We start from the raw sequence: 20641 nt of genomic DNA, 5'->3' as shown, positions 1-20641 counted from the left end.
GGTGCACCCAGAGCGATTCGAACGCCCGACCCTCAGATTCGTAGTCTGATGCTCTATCCAGCTGAGCTATGGGTGCATCGCCGTCCGGTGACCGGTTCGACAAGCCCGCCGTGAAGCGGAAAATCCTGGTGCACCCAGAGCGATTCGAACGCCCGACCCTCAGATTCGTAGTCTGATGCTCTATCCAGCTGAGCTATGGGTGCACTGGAGGGGCGCTGATAGCAGGCATTTTCGGGGGCGCAAGGGTTTGCCGCGATAAAGTTGTGTCGGGAGGCGCGGACGCATAGAGCGGCGGGCATGAAACTCGCCGCTCCGCTCCGTTCGCTGTCGCTACTCGCCCTGCTCGCGGCGTCCGCGTGCAGCAAGGATACCACCGCCTATCCGTCGCTCGGCCTGCGCCCGGTCGAGAAGCTCGGATTCGCCGAGCCCGAGGTGAAGTCCGCGGTAGCCGCCCCCGATCCGGCGCTCGATGCGGATATCCAAACGATCTCGGCCAAGCTCGATGCGATCGCCACCGGCTTCACGCGCGATGCGGCCAAGACCGAGGCCCTCGCACGGACCGCACGCGGCGGCGCGGTTGGCAGCGACGCGTGGCTCGCCGCGCAGACCGCTCTCGCCGGACTCGACGACTGGCGCGCGCAATCGTCGGCGCTGGTGACCGACATAGAACAACGCGCCACCGACCGCGCCGCCAAGCTGCAGCCCGACTATCCGGCACTGGCCGCGATCCGCGACAAGGCACAGGCAGAGAACGATCGCCAGGGCGCCACGATCACCCGCATCCAGGCTAGCCTCCCCGCCGCCTGATCCGCTGCTGATCCTCGCCCGACAGGGGAGGATCAGACGGCTAGAACCCCTTCAGCAACGGCAGGATCGTCGAATAATCGTCCGTCCATGCCGTGAAGCCCTTGCGCGGCACCAGCGGTGCCCACTCCGGATCACCCGACTGCAACGCAGCGATCGCACGCGGATCGCGCGACAAAGCCACCCAGTCCGACGCCGACGCCCGATCGACCAGCACGCTCGACGGACGGTATTTCAGCTCGACCGCAGTCCACCCGCCCTCGCGCGCCGCCGCCGCGATCACCGGCTCCAGATCGATGAACCGGTTGGAAATATGCACCAGCAACAGGCCGCCCTGCGACAGCACCCGGCCATAGGTCGCGAACGCCTCGCGCGTCATCAGGTGCATCGGCACCGAATCCGAAGAGAACGCATCGAGCGCGAGCAGGTCGAGACTATCCGCCGCATCATGCGACAGCGCGATCCGCGCATCGCCCATCCGGATCTCGGACTTGGGCAGGCACCGGGACAGATAGGTGAACTGCCCGGTATCGCGCGCGATCCGCACCACCGCCGGGTCGATCTCGTAGAACCGCCAGCGCTGCCCCGGCCGCGCATAGCAGGAGAGCGTCCCCGTCCCCAGCCCGACCACACCGATCCGCGCCTGCGGGCCGTATAGCGCGGGCGCGGCTTGCATCGCCTGCCCGACGCCCGATCCTGCCGCGTAATAGGTCGTCGGCGTCCGCTCGCGCTCAGGGGAACCGCGCAACTGGATGCCATGCACCGTCGTCCCATGATCGAGCTCGCGCGTGCCGCCGTTCGGCCCCGGCTCATCTCGCACGGTATAGACGCCGAAATAACTCCGCACCCGCGCGCCCGGATCGAGCGAGAACTCGAGCGACCGATACCCGCCGAACAGCACCAGCGCCCCCGCCAGCACGACCATGTACGGCCGCCGCGCGCCGATCGCGACGAATCCGATCGCGGCTATCACCAGGAACACGAGGCCCTGGCGCCCCTCGCCGAACACGCCATCGGGATTGCCGATTCGCAATGCGGTAAGGATGACCAACGCGCAGACGATCGCGAGCAACGCGACGTGTTTCGCTGGCCCCTTGCCCATCCACAGCGCGCGGAACCGTCCGAACAGATAAATCTGCGGCACAAGCGCGCCCGCCGCAAGGATCAGCAGTGGATACTCATACGTCCAGTCGAACACCACGGGCGCCACCAGCGCAGCGAACACCCCGCCGAGCGCCCCGCCTGCCGACATCGCGAGATAGAATCCGGTCAATCGATCCGGCGCCGGCCGCTTGCGGTACAGCGTCGTGTGCAACGCAACCGAGATCATGAACAGCAACACCAGCGCGATCCCCGCGCTGAAGAACGGCCGCTCGTTGACCCCGCCCATGATGATCCCGCCGAACAACAAAATCGTGATCGGCGCGATCCGCGTCAGCAGGTCGGCAAGCCAGCGATCGTTTGCAAACGCCACGCTGAAACTCAGCAGGTACAGCCCGAGCGGGATCACCCACAGCAGCGGCATCGCGACGATATCGGTGGTAATATAGGTCGACGTCGCCAGCATCATCCCCGACGGCACGAGCGCCAGCGCAATCCAATGCGCGATCCGCCGCGCGCCCGGCGGCGCGCTGGTTGCGGCAACATGATCGACTGCTGCGGTCTTCGGCAGACGCGTGGCGCAGGCGAGCACCAGCACGATCAGCAGCAGATACCCGCCGCTCCACAACAGGCTCTGGCCGTGCACCGCCATCAGCGGCTCGACCAGCAACGGGTACGCGATCAGCCCCGCAAAACTGCCGAGATTGGACGCGGCATACAGCGCATAGGGATCGCCGCCGCCACTCGCCGCGCTGAACCAGCGCTGGATCAGCGGTGCCTGCGCGGATACCGCAAAGAACAACGGCCCGATCGACAGCCCGAGCAGCCACGGCACCCAAAGCGCAGGCAACGCGTCCGCCGGAAGGTCCATCGCGATCAACCCGATCGGCAACCACAACGCCGCGACGATCAGCACGCCCAAATGGATCGCCGCCTGCGCCCGCGGCCTCACCCGCCCAAGCCAATGCGCATACGCATAGCCCGCGAGCAGCAGCGCCTGGTACACGAGCATCGCCGAGTTCCACACCGCCGGCGCGCCACCCAGCCGCGGCAACGCCATCCGCGCGACCATCGGCTGGACGAGGAACAGCAGGAAAGATCCGGTCAGGATCGTCGCCACGAACATCGTCCGGCACCAGCGCGCCATCAGCGGCTGGTCTTCGATCGATACGGTCTCAGACATAAGCGGGGCGGTCGATCCGGTAGAGAATATGGCGGCGAAGCGGGTCGCCAGCGGTGAGCTTCGGATGATCGAAATCGCCATCGACCACGCGGGTCATTCCGAGCCGCTCCATGAGCGCGCGGCTGGCCGTGTTTGCCGGGACGGTGATCGCCCAGACCGTCGGCAAGTCCATCTCACGCCAACCCCAGGCGAGGGAAGCCTCCGCTGCCTCCCGTGCATAGCCCTGCCCCCATTCGCTCTGGACGAGACTCCAGCCAATCTCGGGTTTCCCCTCGATCGGCGTACCGACCGGGCCCGGCTTGATCCCGCACCAGCCGATGAACGCGCCGGTATCCCGTCGTTCGAGCGCCCAGAAGCACGCGCCATAGTCGGCGAACATCGCCTTCTGGCGTGCCACCACCGCGACGGAGTCGGCCAGCGTCGGCGCCGGCCCGAGATACGCCATCACCGCCGGGTCGGCGCACATTGCATGATGCAAGGCGGCATCGTCATCACGCCAGCCGCGCAAGATCAGCCGTTCGGTCTGGATCATCCGCCGAGCAATTTTGCCGCATGCGCCGCGTGATAGGTCAGCACGCCCGAGCAGCCTGCGCGCTTGAACGACATCAGCGTCTCCAGCACCATCACGTCGCGCTCCGCCGCACCCGCCGCGACGGCGTGCTCGATCATCGCGTATTCGCCCGACACCTGGTACGCGAACACCGGTACCTCGAACGCCTGTCGCACGCGGACGATGATGTCGAGATACGGCAGGCCGGGCTTGACCATCACCGTGTCGGCGCCCTCCGCCAGGTCCATCGCGACCTCTCGCAAGGCCTCTTCGGCGTTGGCGTTGTCCATCTGGTACGTCTTCTTGTCGCCCTTCAGCAGACCGCGCGAGCCGACCGCATCGCGGAATGGACCGTAGAACGCGCTGGCGTACTTGGCGGCGTAGGACATGATCTGGACGTTGTGGTGCGACTCCCCCTCCAGCGCGCTGCGGATCATGCCGATCCGGCCGTCCATCATGTCCGACGGCGCGATGATGTCCGCGCCCGCGTTCGCCTGGTTGAGCGCCTGCGCGACGAGCATCTCGGCAGTCGTGTCGTTGACGACATAGCCCGCCGCGTCGACCAGCCCGTCATGGCCGTGGCTGGTGTACGGATCGAGCGCGACGTCGGTCAGCACGCCGACCTCGGGCACCGCGTCCTTCAGCGCGCGGATCGCCTGGCACATCAGATTGTCGGGGTTGAGCGCTTCGCGACCGTCCTCGGTCCGGCGATCGACCTGCGTGTACGGGAACAGCGCGATGCACGGGATGCCGAGGTCGCGCGCCTCGCGGCCGCGCGCGACGATCCCGTCGACCGACCAGCGCGACACGCCCGGCAGGCTGGCGATCGGTTGCTCGACGCCGGCTCCTTCGGTGACGAACAGCGGCCAGATCAGGTCGGCGGGAGTCAACACGGTCTCGGCATGGAGGCGGCGGCTCCAGGCGGAGGCGCGGGTGCGACGGAGGCGAAGCGCGGGATAGCTTGCGGTCATGCGGCGGGCTTTGCGGGATGCGCGACGACGGATCAAGTTTTACGGGCAAAGCGTTACGGGTGCGAAACCGCATGCCGTGCGTTGGGGGCCTTATGTCGAACGATACGATCACGTCCGCCGCGCTCGTCGTCAACGCCAAGTCGCGCAAGGGCCAGAAGCTGTTCAAGCGCGCATGTGCGGCGATGTCGGGGCTGCCCTATGAGGTCGACGCGCATGCGGTCGAGGACCCCAAGGACCTCGAGGCGACGGTGCTAAGGGCGCTCGCGAAGAAGCCGGACTTGCTGATCCTCGGCGGCGGCGATGGCACGGTCAGCGGGCTGGTCGACCTGATGGTCGGGCACGACGTGATCCTGGGCGTCCTGCCGCTCGGCACCGCCAACAGCTTTGCGCGCACGCTTGGCATTCCGCTGAATATCGAGGGCGCGGTGGAGGTGATCCGGACCGGCAAGCCACGTCGCATCGATCTCGGCATGATCGACGGCGATTATTTCGCAAACTGCGCCGCGATGGGCATCAGCCCGAAGATCGCCGAGACGGTCCCGCACGGCCTCAAGAAGGTCTTCGGCAAGGTCGGCTATCTGGCGTGGGCGACGTATCAATACATGCGCTTCCGCCCGTTCACGCTGATCGTCGGCGAAGGCCCGACCGCGGTGAAGATCCGCGTGGTTGAGGTGCGGATCTCGAATGGGCCATATCATGGCGGCACCGAACTGGTCGACGCAGCCGCAGTCGATTCGGGCGAGATCGTGGTGCAGGCGGTGATGGGGCACGTGAAGCGGCGGCTGGTGCAGAACTGGTATGCCAGCGTGTTCCGGCTCGAGTCGCGCCACGAGAAGGTGCGGGACTTTCGGGGCAAGAGCCTGAAGATCAACACGATCCCCCCGCTGCCGATCTCGATCGACGGCGAAGTGCTGGCGAAGACCCCGGTGACGGCGAAAGTCGCGGCCGGAATCATCCGGGTTATGGCACCGGCCTGAAGGCGCGCACGACTAGCCGCACCGCCCGGTTACTTGTTCTCCCGCGAAGGCGGGAGCCCAGTCTGGGTCCCCGCCTTCGCGGGGAAACAACATTGGGTCGCGATAAGCCGCCTCACCAGCCACCACCCCGGCGAAGGCCGGGGCCCAGTTGGAAAGGTCGCAGTAACGACGCGCAGCGCTCAGTTGGCGACGTCCCCCAACTGGGCCCCGGCCTCCGCCGGGGTGGTCGATGAGAAGCGTGATTGCACTCTATCCGACGCCCGTTACTTCACTCGCCGCACGGTCAAAATCTTAACCGGCGCAGCGATCATCTGCCCCTTCATCACCCCCACCCCGGCAGTCGGCGAGGTCGGCGCAGCAAGAATCCGCTTCACAACGTCCATCCCCTCCACCACATGCCCGAACGCCGCAAACCCCGCCGTATCCCCACTCCCCGCCGGATTAGCATCGAGCGACAACACCGGCCCGACGGTAATGAAGAAGTCCGCCGTCGCACTCCCCGGCGCAAACCTTGCCATCGAGATCGTCGCGTCGACATGCGACAACCCGGTCTGGCTAGTCGGCTCGTGCTTCACCGGCGGCAACAGACGCTTCACCTCGCCCTGCGGCCCGCCCTGGATCAACCCGCCATCCGCCCCGAGCTTCATCGCGCGGTAGAACGTCACCCCGTCGAGCCGCTTCTGGTCGACATAGCGCAGGAAGTTCGCGGTCGTCAGCGGCGCGCGCTCCTTCTCCAGCGCCAGCGTGATCGGCCCCTCGCTCGTCGTCATCACGATCGAGACCGTCGCCGGGACGACAGGCGAAGGCGCCGGCGGAGCCTCCTGTGCCGAGACGGAAACGGCGCCGAGAACGGCAAGAGCGAGCGTGACGAATCTGGAGATCATCCGCCACGCTACCGCGTCCTCCCCTCGCTGTCAGCGGCCCCGCGACGCGATATTGCGCGCGGCAAAGTTTTGCTTGGGTTTGCACGCCCGCACGCAATGCGTATCCGGTGAGCGATGACCGATCTCGCCATTCTCTACGAGCACCCGCTCTGGTTCGAACCGCTGTTCGCCGCCCTCGACCGCCGGGGCGTCGCGTTCACCCGCGCGACACCCGACGGCTTCTGGAACCCCGCCGACCAGAGCGCCCCCGCCCCCGCCGTCTTCAACCGCATCGCGATGTCGAGCTTCCTGCGCAACGACGAGCATCCGATCTTCGACACGATGGCGATGCTCGATCACTGGCACCGCACGGGTGCGCGCGTGGTAAACGGCACCGACGTTCTCGCGATCGACGCCTCCAAGGCGCGGCAATTGTCGCTGATCGCCTCGCTCGGCCTCGCGATCCCCGAGACGCGCGTCGTCCACCGCGCCGCCGACGTCGTCCCCGCCGCGCAGACGCTCCGCTTCCCGCTGGTCGTGAAGGCGAACATCGGCGGATCGGGCGCGGGCATCATCCGCTTCGACAGCCTCGAAGAATTGCGCACCGCAGTCGCTGACAGCGGCCTCCCAAACAGCGTCGACGGCGTCCTGCTGGTCCAGGAATACGTCCCCGTCCGCGACGGTGCGATCACCCGGATCGAGACGCTAGACCGCAAGTTCCTCTACGCGATCGATGTCGCGGGCGGCGGCGCGTTCGATCTCTGCCCGGCGGATGCGTGCGTCGTCCCCGGCTCGGGCATCAGGATGGCCGCGGTCGAGCCCTCGCAGACCTTGAAGGACGCCGCCGAAGCGATCGCCCGCGCGGTCGATCTCGACGTCGGCGGAGTCGAGGTCATGATCGACGACCGCGACGGCGTGGCACGCTTCTACGACATAAACGCGCTGTCGAACTTCGTCGCCAAGCCCCTCGAAATGCTCGGCTGGGATCCGCACGACCGCCTCGTCGATTACCTGATCGAACAGATCGAGAAGGCCCGCTGATGCGCTATGGTTACTGGACTCCCGTCTTCGGCGGCTGGCTTCGCAACGTCCCCGACGAGGGGATGGAGGCGAGTTGGGCGTACACCAAGGCGCTCACGCAGAACGCCGAGCGCTGGGGCTATGACCTGACGCTGATCGCCGAGCTGAACCTCAACGATATCAAGGGCATCGAACAGCCCGCGCTCGATGCGTGGTCGACCGCGGCCGCGCTCGCGGCGGTGACCGACAGCATCGAGCTGATGGTCGCGGTCCGCCCGAACTTTCACCACCCCGCACTGTTCGCCAAGGCCGCGGCGAACATCGACCGGATTTCGGGCGGGCGGCTCGCGCTCAATGTCGTGTCGTCCTGGTGGGCGGACGAAGCGAAGCAATACGGCCTCCAGTTCGACCAGCACGACGATCGCTACGCGCGGACCGCCGAGTGGCTGACCGTCGTCGATGGGTTGTGGACGCAGGAGCGCTTCGACTTCGCGGGCCAGTTCTACACCACCGAACAGGCGATCTGCTCGCCCAAGCCCGTCAAGCGCCCAACCGTCTATGCCGGCGGCGAAAGCGAGAAGGCAAAGGCGATGATCGCCGCGCAGTGCGATGCGTACGTCATGCACGGCGACCCCGCCGACGCGATCGCGCCGAAGATCGCCGACATGGCGGCGCGACGCGAAGCCGCTGGCGGCGCGCCGATGCAGTACGGCATGGCCGCCTACGCAATCGTCCGCGACAGCGAGGCGGAGGCCAAGCGCGAGCTCGACCGCATCACCAGCGTCACCGAACTCCCCGCCGGCTATGCGAATTTCGACCAGTGGTTGTCGGGCACGCAGCTCGAACGCGAATTGAAGATCCAGGAATATTCCGTCTCCAACCGCGGCCTGCGCCCCAATCTGGTCGGCACGCCCGAGCAGTTGAAGGAGCGCGTCGCCGAGTATGAAGCGGCCGGTCTCGATCTGCTGCTGCTCCAGATGAGCCCGCAGGCCGAGGAAATGGAGCGGTTCGCCGCGCAGGTCATGGGCACCGCATGATCCGCCTAACTGACGTCGTTAAAACCTACCCGGCAAGCGACGCGGCTGCCCTCGACGGCGTGTCGATGGAGATCCCGGCGCGCGGCGTGTTCGGGGTCATCGGCCAGTCCGGCGCAGGCAAGTCGACGCTGATCCGCCTGATCAACGCGCTAGAACGCCCGACTTCGGGTCGGGTAGAGGTCGATGGCGTCGACGTAGCCGCGTTGTCCGCGGCGGACCTGCGCGCGCTGCGCCGCCGGATCGGCATGATCTTCCAGAACTTCGGCCTGCTGTCGTCGCGCACGGTCGCGGCAAACGTCGCGTTCCCGCTCGTGCTCGCGGGTGTATCCAAAGCTGAGCGCGAGACGAAAGTCGCCGCACTGCTCGACCGCGTAGGCCTCGCCGATCACGCCACCAAATACCCCGCCCACCTCTCCGGCGGCCAGAAACAGCGCGTCGGCATCGCCCGCGCGCTCGCCACCGACCCCGACATCCTGCTCTGCGACGAAGCCACCAGCGCGCTGGATCCCGAAACCACCCGCTCGGTCCTGACCCTCCTCCGCAACCTCAACCGAGACCTAGGCCTGACGATCGTCCTGATCACGCACGAAATGGACGTCGTTCGCTACGTCTGCGACCGCGTCGCCGTGCTCGAGCGCGGCCGCATCGTCGAGACCGGCGAGGTCACCGATATCTTCGCCAACGCCGCCCACCCGGCAACGCAGCGCATGCTGGCGGCGCTGGCGGCATGAGCTTCTTCGCGAACATCGACTGGTCCGACATCGGCCAGGCGTGCCTCGACACGCTGATCATGCTCGGCGGATCGCTGATCCTCACGATCGCATTCGGCCTGCCGCTCGGCGTCCTGCTCTACCTCACCGGGCAGGGCCGCCTGTCGCAGAACCGCGTCGCCAACGCTGTGCTCGGGATCATCGTCAACATCCTCCGCTCGGTGCCGTTCATCATTTTGCTGATCGTGATGATCCCGCTCACCGTGATGCTCGTCGGCACCTCGCTAGGCGTTGCCGGCGCGATCCCCCCGCTCGTCGTTGGTGCTGCGCCGTTCTACGCGCGCCTCGTCGAGGGATCGCTCAAGGAAGTCGACCGCACCACGATCGAGGCCGTGCAGGCGATGGGCGCCACCACCCGCCAGATCGTCACCGGCGCGCTGATCCCCGAGGCGCTCCCCGGACTGATCGCCGGCGCCACCGTGACCGCGGTCGCGCTCGTCTCGTTCACCGCGATGGCGGGCGTGGTTGGCGCAGGCGGGCTCGGCGATCTCGCGATCCGCTTCGGCTATCAGCGCTTCCAGACCGACGTCATGGTCGTCACCGTCGTGCTGCTGGTCGTGCTCGTCCAGATCATCCAATATGCCGGCGACGCGCTCGCCCGCCACTTCACCCGCCGCTGATCTAACGCCGCTAGGAACCGCCATGAACCGCCGCATTTTGCTCGCCTCGTTCTCGCTGCTCGCGCTCGCCGCCTGCGGTGGCACCAAGACCAACGACGGCAAGACGCTGACCGTCGCCGCGACGGCGGTCCCGCATGCCGAAATCCTGGAATCGATCAAGCCGACGCTCGCCAAGGAAGGCGTCGACCTCCAGATCCGCGTCTTCAACGACTACGTCCAGCCTAACCTCCAGGTCGAGCAGAAGCAGATCGACGTCAGCTATTTCGAGACCAAGCCGTATCTCGACGAGTTCAACGCCTCGCGCGGCACGCATCTGGTGACCTATGCTGGCGTCCACGTCGAACCGCTCGGCGCCTATTCGCGCAAGTGGAAGTCGATCGCGGAGATCCCCAACGGCGCTACCGTCGCGATCCCGAACGAGCCGAGCAACGGCGGCCGCGCGCTGCTGCTGCTGCAAAAGGCCGGGCTGATCACGCTCAAGAATCCGACCAACCCGCTTGCGAGCCTCAACGACATCGCCACCAACCCCAAGAACCTGCAGTTCAAGGAACTGGAGGGCGCCACCCTGCCGCGCACGCTCGGCGAGGTCGATCTTGCGCTGATCAACACCAACTACGCGCTCGACGCGAAGCTCAACCCGGTCCGCGATGCGCTCGCGATCGAGGACAAGAACAGCCCCTACGTCAATTTCGTCGTCGGCCTGCCCGGCGGCGAGAAGGATCCGCGCGTCGTGAAGCTGATCGCCGCGTTGCGCAGCCCGGCGACCAAGACCTTCATCGAGCAGCATTATCGGGGTGCGGTGCTCCCGGCGTTCTGATACCGGCGCGAGCCCAGTAAGCGTAATCCTCGAGGCTCCATGACGGTCGTCGCCGCGTATCTCTATCGCCATGGCAAGCGCGTCCGCGCGGTCTCGATCGACGAAAAGGTCGATTGTCCCGCGGATCGCTCCGAGTTCGTCTGGATCGGCATCTGCGACCCGACCGACGCCGAGATGCGGACGCTGAAGGAGCAGTATAACCTGCACCCACTGGCGGTGGAGGATGCGATCAAGGCGGACCAGTTGCCCAAAGTCGACGTCTATGGCGACCAGTTGTTCGTCGTCGCCCGCACCGCACAGCTGGAGCAGGACAAGATCGCATACGGCGAAACCGCGATCTTCGTCGGGCACAGCCACATCATCAGCGTCCGCCACGGCTCGGCACGCTCGCACAAGGCGTTGCGCGAACAGCTCGAAGCCGCGCCCACCTTGCTGATCAACGGCGTCGATTACGTCCTCCACGCGATCCTCGATTACGTCGTCGACGGCTATCTCCCGATCGTCGAGAGCATCGAGGACGAGGTGCTGGCGATGGAGCAACGCACGATCGACGCATTCCTGGGCCGCGACGAGATCGTCCGCATCTTCGGGCTCCGACGCGAGATGATCCGCTTCCAGCGTATCTTGGGGCCGATGGGCGAGGTCGCAGGCAAGATCGTCCGCCTCGACCTGCCGTGCATCGACGCCGAGGCGAAACCGTATTTCAGCGACGTGCTCGACCACGTCCGCCGCGTGCAGACGATGGTCGAGGGCCTGCGCGAAGTCCTGACGTCGGTGTTCGAATTCAGCAACCTGCTCGAACAGCAACGCACCGGCGCGATCACCCGCCAGCTCGCCGCCTGGGCCGCGATCCTCGCCGTGCCTACCGCGATCGCCGGGATCTACGGCATGAACTTCGAGAACATGCCCGAGTTGAAGACGGAGTACGGGTATTTCGTCGTGCTGGGCGTGATCGCGGTCGTCTGCGCCGCGCTGTACGTGAAGTTCAAGCAGGCCAAGTGGTTGTAGCGGAACCGATCACCCACTCCGTCATGCCGGGCTCGTTCCGGCATCCACCGATCCGCATACTCGCCAGCCGTCGATACGCGGCACGGTGGCCCCCGGAACTAGTCCGGGGTGACGCGGGAATGCAGCCGTCCCTCTACTGCATCCTCCCCCGCCAGGGGGAGGTGGCTGGCCCTTGCCAGACGGAGGGGGAGGTAAGGGATAACTGTGGTTGCGCGTTCCTCCCCCTCCGTCACCTTCGGTGCCACCTCCCCCTGGCGGGGGAGGATCGAAGAGCAGCTCAAACCTTGACGAGCATCTTCCCCGTATTCCCACCCGAGAACAGCCCCAGGAACGCATCCGGCATCGTCTCGAGCCCCTCGTGCACCGTCTCCTGCCGCTTCAGCGTCCCCGCCGCCAGCATCCCGCCCATGTCCTTGTAGAACTCCTCGGCGCGATTCATGTAGTCGCTGACGATGAACCCGCGGATCTGCACGCGGTTACCGATCAGTCGCGCGAGGTACTTCAACTGCGTCGCCGCGCCGCTGTTGTACACGTCGATCATCCCGCAAACCGCGAACCGCGCATGCATCCGCGCATGCGCCAGCGCCGCGTCGAGATGCTCGCCGCCGACGTTGTCGAAATACACGTCGATACCCTTCGGAGCAGCCTCGCCGAGCGCCTTCACCACCGGCACGTCGCTCTTGTAGTCGATCACCGCATCCGCACCGAGCGACTTCACCCACGCGCATTTCTCCGCGCCGCCGGCCGAACCGATCACCGTCATGCCCTTGGCCTTGGCGACCTGCACCACGGTCGATCCGACCGCACCCGCCGCCGCCGATACGAACACCGTGTCGCCAGTCTTGGCTTCGGCAACCTGGAGTAGCCCGAAATACCCGGTCATCCCCGGCATACCGAGCTGACCCAGAAACGCCTGCGGAGGCACGTCGAGCGCGGGCAGCTTCTGCACCTGCGCGGCCGGCACCACCGCCTCGTCGCGCCAGCCCGCCATATGCAGCACCATGTCGCCGACCTTGATGCCGTCGTCGTTGCTCTCGACCACTTCGCCGACCGCACCGCCCTGCATCGCCTCGCCCAGCGCGAACGGCGGGACATAGCTCTTCACGTCGTTCATCCGCCCGCGCATGTACGGGTCGACCGACAGCCAGCGATTGGCGATCCGCACCTCGCCGGCGCCGAGCGTCGACTGGTCGAGATCGATCATGGCGAAGTCGGTATGCTTCGGCATGCCTTGCGGACGTGCCTTCAGGCTCCATGCACGGGCCATAAACTTGCTCCTGTCTTGATTATTCGTGTTGCGGGTATGGCGAAACGCACACCCAACGCAACCTGCAAAAAGGCCCGGACGTTTCCGCCCGGGCCCCTTTCCGGCTGACATCATGCGACGCCAGCCAACGCTTTCAACCAGTTAGTACGTGGTCGAACCCGACTTGCCGAGCGTGTCCGACGTCGTACCAGTGGTGGTGCCGCCGGTCGTCGTGCCCGTGGTCGATGCCGTGCCAGTACCCGATGCCGTGCCGGTCGCCGTGCTGCCCGTCTGCGAGCTCGAAGCATAACCGCTGGTGCCAGCATCCTTCTTGTCGCCGCCGGTGCGATCACCGTACTCGAACATCGCCGAGTTGCGCTCTTCTTCCTTCCACGCCGCCTTGGCTTCGTCGGCCGACTTCGACAGCGTCACCTTGCCGTCGACGGTCTTGATCCAGCGCGACGGGATCGAGTGGTGCACGCCGCCTGCATCGCGGTCGTTCTTGGTCAGCAGGATCCGGTCGCCCTTCACCTTGTCGACCGTGCCGACATGGCTGCCGTCAGACCCGACGACTTCCATATGCTCGGTGACCTGCGACAGCGAACTGCGCTGGCCCTGGCGCTCATTGCGCCACGACGAGAACTCGGTCTCGAACTTCGAGCGGTTCTCGTTCCGATACTCGTCATAGTCACGGTCGAGCGCCGCGATCTGCGAGCTCCGCCAGCCATGATAATGGTCGTCATGCGTGTTCGACGAGCGATTGCCGAACGCACGATTGTCCGAGTTGCCATAGGACCGCTCGTCATAGCGTGCATCGGCTTCGCGGCGACGCTCCGCCTCGTCGTCACCGAACCACGAGCGAACTTCGTCGCCTGCGCGCGCGATGAAACCGCGATCGTCATAATCATAGCCCTGTGGCTGACGACCATAGTCACGCCCCTCGTTCCGGCTGCCGCCACGCGAAGAGTTGCGGTTGTCGTCATCGGCATCGCGGTTGCGACCGACGTCCTCGAAGCGACGGCCATCCGATGCATAGCTGCCATGATATTCGGTATCGCCCGAACCCTGGCTGCGCTGGCCGTAGGACTGCTGGCCATAGCCCTGTCCAGACCGCTGCTGGCCGTAACCCTGCTGACCGTAACCCTGCTGGCCGTTACCCTGCTGGCCGTTACCCTGCTGGCCGTTACCCTGCTGGCCATAACCCTGCTGGCCATAACCCTGGCCCGATCCCTGGGCGTAGCGCGACTGGCCGTAGCGATCGCCGCCCGATGGCTGCGAGCGGTCATTGTGGCCGCCATAATAATCACGACCGCCCTGCTCGCGACCATATTGGTCGCCGCGTCCCTGGTCGTCACGCCCCTGATATCCCTGGCCGCGGCCGCTGCGGTTATCGTCGCGGTCATATTCGCCGGCGGCTTCATATTCGCGCGCGCTGGAACGACCATAGCCGCCACCGTCCGCGCGGAAATCGCGACCATAATCGTTCGAGTTCGGCCGACCGTAATAGTCGCCCGACTGGCGATCTCGGGTGTTGCGTTCGTAGACCATAGGAACCTCCTAATTGCTGTCCTGCGGTTGCCGGGTTCGTCGATAGCAAGCCCGTACATTCCGAAGTCTACAAGCGCCAAACTGGCGGAATGTTCCTGCGATCGCGGCGACTTGACGGCGACCCGACGCTCCGTTGCGACGACGCGCCGGAGGGAAGTTCGAGCCGTCTCACCAACCCGGTTGCAAGGCCCAAATCGAGCCGCTAGATCACCATCTTGGCCTATGGCCAACCGCGCGGGGCCGTAGCTCAGATGGGAGAGCGCTGCAATCGCACTGCAGAGGTCCGGGGTTCGATTCCCCGTGGCTCCACCACGCGGCATAGCAACAGTAAGTCGACGAGCATCCAACACGTCGCGGGCGTAAGCTTCACGCCGCGTCTGCCATGCGTGCGCCTTTCATGCGCGCAGTTGCCACGCTATCGTGGGGCATGGACGAATTGACGTGCAACGTGGTCGGCATCGACTTCCCCAACGCGGACAAGAGCAAGAGCAACCGCCGCATGGAATTGATGCTCTGCGCTCCCGGCGAACCCGTCGACGTGCGTCGCGAACCGAAGAACCCGCATGATACGAATGCGGTGGCGGTGTTCAGTGGGCGCGGCGTGCAGATGGGCTATCTGTCCGCCGAACGTGCGCCGCTGATCGGACGACGGATGCAGGAGGAGGAGCATGTCGCCATATTCCAGGCTCTGGTCGGCAGCTACGGCTATGTCCGCATCCGCTTCGGCGGCGGCGCACCGAGACTGCCGGATCCCGAAGCGCCCACGCCGTCACAGCCCCGCCCGACGTCGTTCGATCCCGACGCGTTCTACCCCGACCCCGAGGGTCCCGAATGGGGCGCGTGACGCATCCCTCCAATGAGATTAACTAGATACCCTGTGCGGTGACCACGCGACCCGTCGCTTCCAGATCACGCGTCAGGTCCGCGAGGCAGCGATCGACCAGCGCCTCGTCCGAACTCCGCACCACGAAGTTCGCGCCCGTCTTGCCATCGCGAAAGAACGGGTAACTCCCGATCGCGACGCCTTCATGCGTCTTCTCCGCATCGCGCAGGATGTCCGCGACCTCGCTCTCCGCGACCCAGCACCCGATCGTCTTCGACACCACCGGCCGCCCCCCCTCCAGCGTCCCCGTCAGCGCATCGAGCATCCCCGCGGTAATATGCGGCACACCCGCCATGATGAAGATGTTGCCGATCTTGATCCCCGGCGCACCGGACACCTTGTTGTCGATCAGATCCGCCCCGACCGGCACCCGCGCCATCCGCGCCCGCGCTTCGGTCAGCCCGCCACGCGTCGCATAATACGCCTCCAGCACCGCCATCGCCCGCGGATGATGCTCGACCGCGACGCCCAGCGCCTCGGCGATCGCGTCCACCGTGATGTCGTCGTGAGTCGGCCCGATCCCGCCGGTCGTGAACAGGTAATCGTTGCGCATCCGCAAGATGTTGACCGCCTCGACGATCGCCTCGGTCTTGTCGGCGACCACGCGCACCTCGGCGAGGCGGATGCCCTGCACGTTGAGCCAGGCCGCGATCTGCGCGACGTTCTTGTCCTGCGTGCGGCCCGACAGGATCTCGTCGCCGATGATCGTCAGCGCGGCCGTCCAGATGCGTTCCTCTACCATGCCCCTCGCATAGCCTCGCAAAACCGCGCCCGCCACGCTATATCGCGTTGCATGACCGAATATGTAACCGTCACCTCGGACCAGCCCGACGCGCGCACCGGCGCCATCAAGCTGCACGGCCCCGCCGCGTTCGCCGGCATGATGAAGGCGGGCAGACTCGCCGCCGAGACGCTCGACATGATCGTGCCGCACATGGTGCCGGGCGTGACCACCGCCGAGATCGACCGGCTGATCTACGACTTCATCGTCGCCGGCGGCGGCGTCCCAGCGACGCTCGGCTATCGCGGTTACACGCACAGCGTCTGCATCTCGATCAACCACGTCGTCTGCCACGGCATCCCAAGCGAGAAGACGCTGAAATCGGGCGATATCGTCAACGTCGACGTCACGCCTTTGTTGGACGGCTGGCACGGCGACACGAGCCGAATGTACCTGATCGGCGACGTGCCGATCAAGGCGCGCCGCCTCGTCGAAGTCACCTACGAGTGCCTGATGATCGGCATCGAGCACGCCAAGCCCGGCAACCGCATGGGCGACGTCGCCAACGCGATCCAGCGCCACGCCGAAAAGCACCGCTACGGCGTGGTCCGCGATTTCTGCGGCCACGGCGTCGGCCGCCTGTTCCACGACGCCCCCGAAGTCGTCCATGTCGGCAAGCCCGGTACCGGCCCCGAGCTTCGCCCCGGCATGATCTTCACGATCGAGCCCATGATCAACATCGGCCGCCCCGACGTGAAGCTGCTCGACGACGGCTGGACGGCGGTCACGCGCGATCGCTCGCTGTCCGCGCAGTTCGAACATTCGATCGGCATTACGGAAGACGGCTGCGAGATCTTCACGCTCAGCCCCAAGGGCTACACGCAGCCGCCTTACGTATAGCGTCAGCCTGCGGACACGTTCTTCACCGTACAGTCGGTGATGACGTGGCCGCTATATTCGAACGAACCCTTGCCGTTCCAATCCTTGGCCACGGCCAGCGCGGCGCTGAAGTGGGCGAGATACGATCCGATTCCGGGTGGTGGTACCGAAACAACATATTGGCCGGCGACGTGCACGAGCAAGGTGTCGTGCCCGAACCCGGTATGCAGGATCGCACCCGTGACATGGGGAATGACGGTCGTGCCGTAAGGTGGCGGCAATGCTTGCGTGATTTGCGCCGATCCGGAGATTTGTCCGGTCGGGGCATTCACGCCGAGATCGAGATGAAGCGTCGGCGCGCCTGCAAATCCGCCATGCTTGACGTCCAGCTTTACTTGGTAATATCCAACCGGCTCGGTCATGAGTATTTCCTCCTCCGGATCCATCCTGATCCGTTACTGGAGTTCCTCACGGGACGACTGTCGAGTCCAGCGGGATTGGGTCCGAAACGAACCGGTCGAGACGTGTATGGACTGACCCCGAAACCTTTTACGCGGCTCCGCCACAGGAATCTGACGTACAAAGGGTGACGCGGACCGCCGTCACCGCTATCTGCCGCCCCATGACCGAGATCACACCGCAGATCGTCGCCGACCACGGCCTGTCCCCCGAAGAATATGAGCGCGTCCTGCGCGCCATCGGCCGCGAGCCGAACATGGTCGAGCTCGGCATCTTCTCGGTCATGTGGTCCGAGCATTGCAGCTACAAATCCAGCAAGATCCACCTGATGAAGCTGCCCACCAAGGGCCCCCGCGTCATCTGCGGCCCAGGCGAGAATGCCGGCGTCGTCGATATCGGCGACAACCAGGCGGCGATCTTCAAGATGGAGAGCCACAACCACCCGTCCTACATCGAGCCCTATCAGGGCGCAGCAACCGGCGTCGGCGGCATCCTGCGCGACGTCTTCACGATGGGCGCGCGGCCGATCGCCAACCTCAACGCACTCCGCTTCGGCCGCCCCGATCACCCCAAGATGCGCCACCTGATTTCGGGCGTGGTCCACGGCATCGGCGGCTACGGCAATTGCGTCGGCGTTCCGACCGTCGGCGGTGAAGTGAACTTCCACTCGGCATACGACGGCAACATCCTGGTCAACGCGATGACCGTCGGGATCGCCGACCAGGACAAGATCTTCTATTCGGCAGCTTCGGGCATCGGCAATCCGATCGTCTATGTCGGCAGCAAGACCGGCCGCGACGGTATCCACGGCGCGACGATGGCGAGCGCGGACTTCGGCGAGGATTCGGACGCCAAGCGCCCGACCGTGCAGGTCGGCGATCCGTTCACCGAGAAGCTGCTGATCGAAGCGTGTCTCGAACTCATGGCCACCGACGTGATCGTCGCGATCCAGGACATGGGCGCCGCCGGCCTTACCTCGTCCGCGGTCGAGATGGCGTCGAAGGGCGGCGTCGGCATCGAGCTGACGATGGACGACGTGCCGCAGCGCGAGACCGGCATGACGCCGTACGAGATGATGCTCTCGGAATCGCAGGAGCGCATGCTGATGGTCCTCAAGCCCGGCCGCGAAGCCGAGGCCGAGGCGATCTTCAAGAAGTGGGAGCTCGATTTCGCGGTGATCGGCCGAGTCACCGACACCGGCCGCATGGTGCTGAATTTCAAGGGCGAGACCGTCTGCGACATCCCGCTCGGGCCGCTCGCCGACGAGGCGCCGCTGTACGACCGCCCGCACGTCCCGACGCCCAAGCCCGCGCCGCTCGCCAACGCGCCGCACAGCAGCGACATCGCCGCCGACCTGCTCACGTTGATGGGCTCGCCCGATATCGCCTCACGCCGCTGGATCTGGGAGCAGTACGATCACATGGTCGGCGCCGACACGGTGCAGCGCCCGGGTGGCGACGCCGCGGTCGTCCGCGTCCACGGTACGCAGAAGGCGCTGGCGATGACCACCGACTGCACGCCGCGCTACTGTTTCGCCGACCCGGTCGAGGGCGGCAAGCAGGCGGTCGCCGAAGCCTGGCGCAACCTGACCGCGGTCGGCGCGCTGCCGCTCGCCGTCACCAACTGCCTGAACTTCGCCAACCCGCAGCGCCCCGAGATCATGGGCCAGATCGTAGGCTGCCTCGAAGGCATGAGCGACGCCTGCATCGCGCTCGATTTCCCGATCGTCTCGGGCAACGTCTCGCTCTACAATGAATCGAAGGCCACGGGCGGCGGCTCGGCGATCTTGCCGACCCCGGCGATCGGCGCGATCGGGTTGCTCGCCGACTGGCAGAAGAATGCGACGATCGCGTTCAAGGGCTCGGGCGACATCATCCTCGCGGTCGGCACGCGCGGTGGCCATCTCGGCCAGTCGCTGTGGCTGCGCGAGTGCCACGGCCGCGAACAGCTCGACGCCGGCCCGCCGCCGCCGGTCGATCTCGCTGCCGAGCGCCGCGTCGGCGACCTGATCCGCGAAGCGATCGCGTTGGGCCAGCTGACCGCGGTCCACGACGTGTCCGACGGCGGCATCGCGGTGACGCTCGCCGAGATGGCGCTGGCCGGCGGAATCGGCGCGATGATCGACCGGAAGCAGCCATTCGACTGCGCGCGCTCGTTCTTCGCGGAGGACCAGGGCGTCTACATCGTCACCGTCGACGATCATTCGCTGCTCGACTTCCTCGGCGCGGCCCATGCAGCGGACGTCGAGGCCGAACCCCTGGGTCGCACCGGCGGCAAGCGCCTGATCTTCGAACGCCCCGACCGCGACGACGTCATCGCGTTGGATGCGCTGCGGACTGCGCACGAGGGGTTCTTCCCGAAGCTTATGGGGGTCGACGCAGCACTGGCGTGATGGGTTCGGCCGCGGTGGCCTACCGTTCCTAGATCGCCCCCGCCCCGCTCCGCCCCAACGCAAAGCAAAGCAAAGCAAAGCAACCACCCCGGCGGAGGCCGGGGCCCAATTGGGATGGCCGCAGTAACGAAGCGATGCCCGCAGCCATGATCGTCCCCCAATTGGGCCCCGGCCTTCGCCGGGGTGGTCGCCCTTCTGGATGAGGCACGAATACGAACCACAGTATGTTTCCCCGCAAAGGCGGGGACCCAGTCTGGGCTCCGCCTTCGCGGGAGGACAAGGAGCGGAGAGATGTCGTTCGATCAAGCTCAAGTAGGACGCGGCGACCCCCCCCCTCCGTCATCCCAGCGAAAGCTGGGATCTCCCGCACCGGGCTGCAGCGGCAGCAAACGGGGATACCCCAGCGTTCGTTGGGGTGCCGGGGCGGATCGGCTTCAGGGGCGACACCCGAGGAGGACAACAAGCGAGGTATTGCGCAGGGACGACAGGTCAAGCAGATGTCCTACCGGCTGGCCCACGCACCAAGCCGCGAGGCTTCTGACGCCGAGATGCCCCTCAAAGCGGACTGTCCTACACCACCCCGATATGCCAGCGTCGAACCATGACCGAAGCATTCCAAACCTACAGCGCTACCAAGACGCGTCGACCCGGTCCAAGCGTCGATCGAGCACCACCTGTATCGGGCCGGCCCGGCCGAGGCAGCCACGCTTGCAACGCCGCCGAGCGCGATCATGCCGTCTTCCAGCGTGTACGACGGCCTCACGAAAATGCTGCGCGAGCGTCTACACTTCC

Annotated in this window: 19 protein-coding genes and 3 tRNA genes; 12 read left to right on the top strand and 10 right to left on the bottom strand. The window is 66.0% G+C overall.

The window, feature by feature from the left end:
• Positions 1–2 precede the first annotated feature (2 nt).
• Positions 3–76 (bottom strand) — tRNA-Arg (locus AC59GX_RS05735).
• Positions 77–126: 50 nt separating this feature from the next.
• Positions 127–203, bottom strand: a tRNA-Arg gene (locus AC59GX_RS05730).
• A 94-nt stretch (positions 204–297) separates the two neighbouring features.
• Between AC59GX_RS05730 and AC59GX_RS05725 the strand changes: the two genes are divergently transcribed.
• Complete coding sequence (locus AC59GX_RS05725) at positions 298–807, top strand: hypothetical protein (protein ID WP_426280620.1); 510 nt, start codon at positions 298–300, stop codon at positions 805–807.
• Positions 808–847: 40 nt separating this feature from the next.
• Here the strand turns inward: AC59GX_RS05725 and AC59GX_RS05720 are convergent, their stop codons facing one another.
• From AC59GX_RS05720 to hemB, 3 genes are read right to left on the bottom strand one after another with little or no spacing between them, the layout of a single operon-like run.
• Entirely contained in the window at positions 848–3088 is a 2241-nt protein-coding gene (locus AC59GX_RS05720; protein ID WP_426280622.1) for a spermidine synthase, read from the bottom strand.
• Positions 3081–3620 carry a GNAT family N-acetyltransferase gene (locus AC59GX_RS05715; RefSeq protein ID WP_426280624.1) on the bottom strand — a complete coding sequence of 180 codons (540 nt, stop codon included), beginning with the start codon at positions 3618–3620 and terminating at the stop codon, positions 3081–3083. The genes AC59GX_RS05720 and AC59GX_RS05715 overlap by 8 nt, the downstream gene beginning before the upstream one ends.
• Positions 3617–4609 carry a porphobilinogen synthase gene (gene hemB / locus AC59GX_RS05710; RefSeq protein ID WP_426280625.1) on the bottom strand — a complete coding sequence of 331 codons (993 nt, stop codon included), beginning with the start codon at positions 4607–4609 and terminating at the stop codon, positions 3617–3619. Before hemB ends, AC59GX_RS05715 begins: the two co-directional genes overlap by 4 nt.
• A 92-nt stretch (positions 4610–4701) precedes the next feature.
• On the opposite strand from hemB, the gene AC59GX_RS05705 reads away from it, so the two are divergent.
• Positions 4702–5586, top strand: coding sequence for a diacylglycerol/lipid kinase family protein (locus AC59GX_RS05705; RefSeq protein ID WP_056062698.1), 885 nt, complete (start codon positions 4702–4704; stop codon positions 5584–5586).
• A 263-nt stretch (positions 5587–5849) separates the two neighbouring features.
• Here the strand turns inward: AC59GX_RS05705 and AC59GX_RS05700 are convergent, their stop codons facing one another.
• Positions 5850–6470, bottom strand: coding sequence for a peptidylprolyl isomerase (locus AC59GX_RS05700; RefSeq protein ID WP_426280626.1), 621 nt, complete (start codon positions 6468–6470; stop codon positions 5850–5852).
• A 114-nt stretch (positions 6471–6584) separates the two neighbouring features.
• On the opposite strand from AC59GX_RS05700, the gene AC59GX_RS05695 reads away from it, so the two are divergent.
• From AC59GX_RS05695 to AC59GX_RS05670, 6 genes are read left to right on the top strand one after another with little or no spacing between them, the layout of a single operon-like run.
• A complete protein-coding gene (locus AC59GX_RS05695) occupies positions 6585–7490 on the top strand; it encodes an ATP-grasp domain-containing protein (RefSeq protein ID WP_426280627.1) in 906 nt (301 codons plus the stop codon).
• The gene (locus AC59GX_RS05690; protein WP_426280628.1) at positions 7490–8506 is read left to right on the top strand and encodes an LLM class flavin-dependent oxidoreductase; all 1017 of its coding nucleotides are present in this window, start codon (positions 7490–7492) and stop codon (positions 8504–8506) included. The genes AC59GX_RS05695 and AC59GX_RS05690 overlap by 1 nt, the downstream gene beginning before the upstream one ends.
• Entirely contained in the window at positions 8503–9237 is a 735-nt protein-coding gene (locus tag AC59GX_RS05685; RefSeq protein WP_497301190.1) for a methionine ABC transporter ATP-binding protein, read from the top strand. The genes AC59GX_RS05690 and AC59GX_RS05685 overlap by 4 nt, the downstream gene beginning before the upstream one ends.
• Positions 9234–9896: a methionine ABC transporter permease gene (locus AC59GX_RS05680; protein ID WP_426280630.1), complete on the top strand. Its 663-nt coding sequence runs from the start codon at positions 9234–9236 to the stop codon at positions 9894–9896. The genes AC59GX_RS05685 and AC59GX_RS05680 overlap by 4 nt, the downstream gene beginning before the upstream one ends.
• A 22-nt stretch (positions 9897–9918) precedes the next feature.
• Positions 9919–10713: a MetQ/NlpA family ABC transporter substrate-binding protein gene (locus tag AC59GX_RS05675; RefSeq protein ID WP_426280631.1), complete on the top strand. Its 795-nt coding sequence runs from the start codon at positions 9919–9921 to the stop codon at positions 10711–10713.
• 39 nt (positions 10714–10752) lie between these two features.
• Positions 10753–11721, top strand: a complete 969-nt coding sequence (locus AC59GX_RS05670) for a magnesium and cobalt transport protein CorA (protein ID WP_426280632.1) — start codon at positions 10753–10755, stop codon at positions 11719–11721.
• A gap of 277 nt (positions 11722–11998) precedes the next feature.
• Here the strand turns inward: AC59GX_RS05670 and AC59GX_RS05665 are convergent, their stop codons facing one another.
• On the bottom strand, positions 11999–12988 hold the full coding sequence (locus AC59GX_RS05665; RefSeq protein ID WP_426280633.1) for an NADP-dependent oxidoreductase: 990 nt from the start codon (positions 12986–12988) through the stop codon (positions 11999–12001).
• A 141-nt stretch (positions 12989–13129) separates the two neighbouring features.
• Entirely contained in the window at positions 13130–14515 is a 1386-nt protein-coding gene (locus AC59GX_RS05660) for a DUF2171 domain-containing protein (RefSeq protein ID WP_426280634.1), read from the bottom strand.
• Positions 14516–14751: 236 nt separating this feature from the next.
• On the opposite strand from AC59GX_RS05660, the gene AC59GX_RS05655 reads away from it, so the two are divergent.
• Both AC59GX_RS05655 and AC59GX_RS05650 read left to right on the top strand, forming a co-directional pair.
• A tRNA-Ala gene (locus AC59GX_RS05655) sits at positions 14752–14827 on the top strand.
• Between the two features lie 115 nt (positions 14828–14942).
• The gene (locus tag AC59GX_RS05650) at positions 14943–15359 is read left to right on the top strand and encodes an HIRAN domain-containing protein (RefSeq protein ID WP_426280695.1); all 417 of its coding nucleotides are present in this window, start codon (positions 14943–14945) and stop codon (positions 15357–15359) included.
• Positions 15360–15381: 22 nt separating this feature from the next.
• Here AC59GX_RS05650 and AC59GX_RS05645 read toward each other — a convergent pair whose 3' ends face one another.
• Positions 15382–16140 (bottom strand): competence/damage-inducible protein A, encoded by a 759-nt coding sequence (locus AC59GX_RS05645; protein WP_426280696.1) that lies wholly within the window; start codon positions 16138–16140, stop codon positions 15382–15384.
• Positions 16141–16191: 51 nt separating this feature from the next.
• Here AC59GX_RS05645 and map point away from each other — a divergent pair, with 51 nt between their 5' ends.
• Positions 16192–17019, top strand: a complete 828-nt coding sequence (map, locus tag AC59GX_RS05640) for a type I methionyl aminopeptidase (RefSeq protein ID WP_136189713.1) — start codon at positions 16192–16194, stop codon at positions 17017–17019.
• 2 nt (positions 17020–17021) lie between these two features.
• On the opposite strand, the gene AC59GX_RS05635 is transcribed toward map, so the two are convergent.
• Positions 17022–17420, bottom strand: a complete 399-nt coding sequence (locus tag AC59GX_RS05635; protein WP_426280697.1) for a DUF1842 domain-containing protein — start codon at positions 17418–17420, stop codon at positions 17022–17024.
• A 200-nt stretch (positions 17421–17620) separates the two neighbouring features.
• On the opposite strand from AC59GX_RS05635, the gene purL reads away from it, so the two are divergent.
• Positions 17621–19849, top strand: coding sequence for a phosphoribosylformylglycinamidine synthase subunit PurL (purL, locus tag AC59GX_RS05630; protein ID WP_426280699.1), 2229 nt, complete (start codon positions 17621–17623; stop codon positions 19847–19849).
• The last annotated feature ends 792 nt before the right edge of the window (positions 19850–20641 follow it).

The organism is Sphingomonas sp. 320_CC, assembly GCF_059691795.1.
Note: the sequence above shows the minus strand (reverse complement) of the source record. Positions and strands in the feature narration are given on the sequence as shown.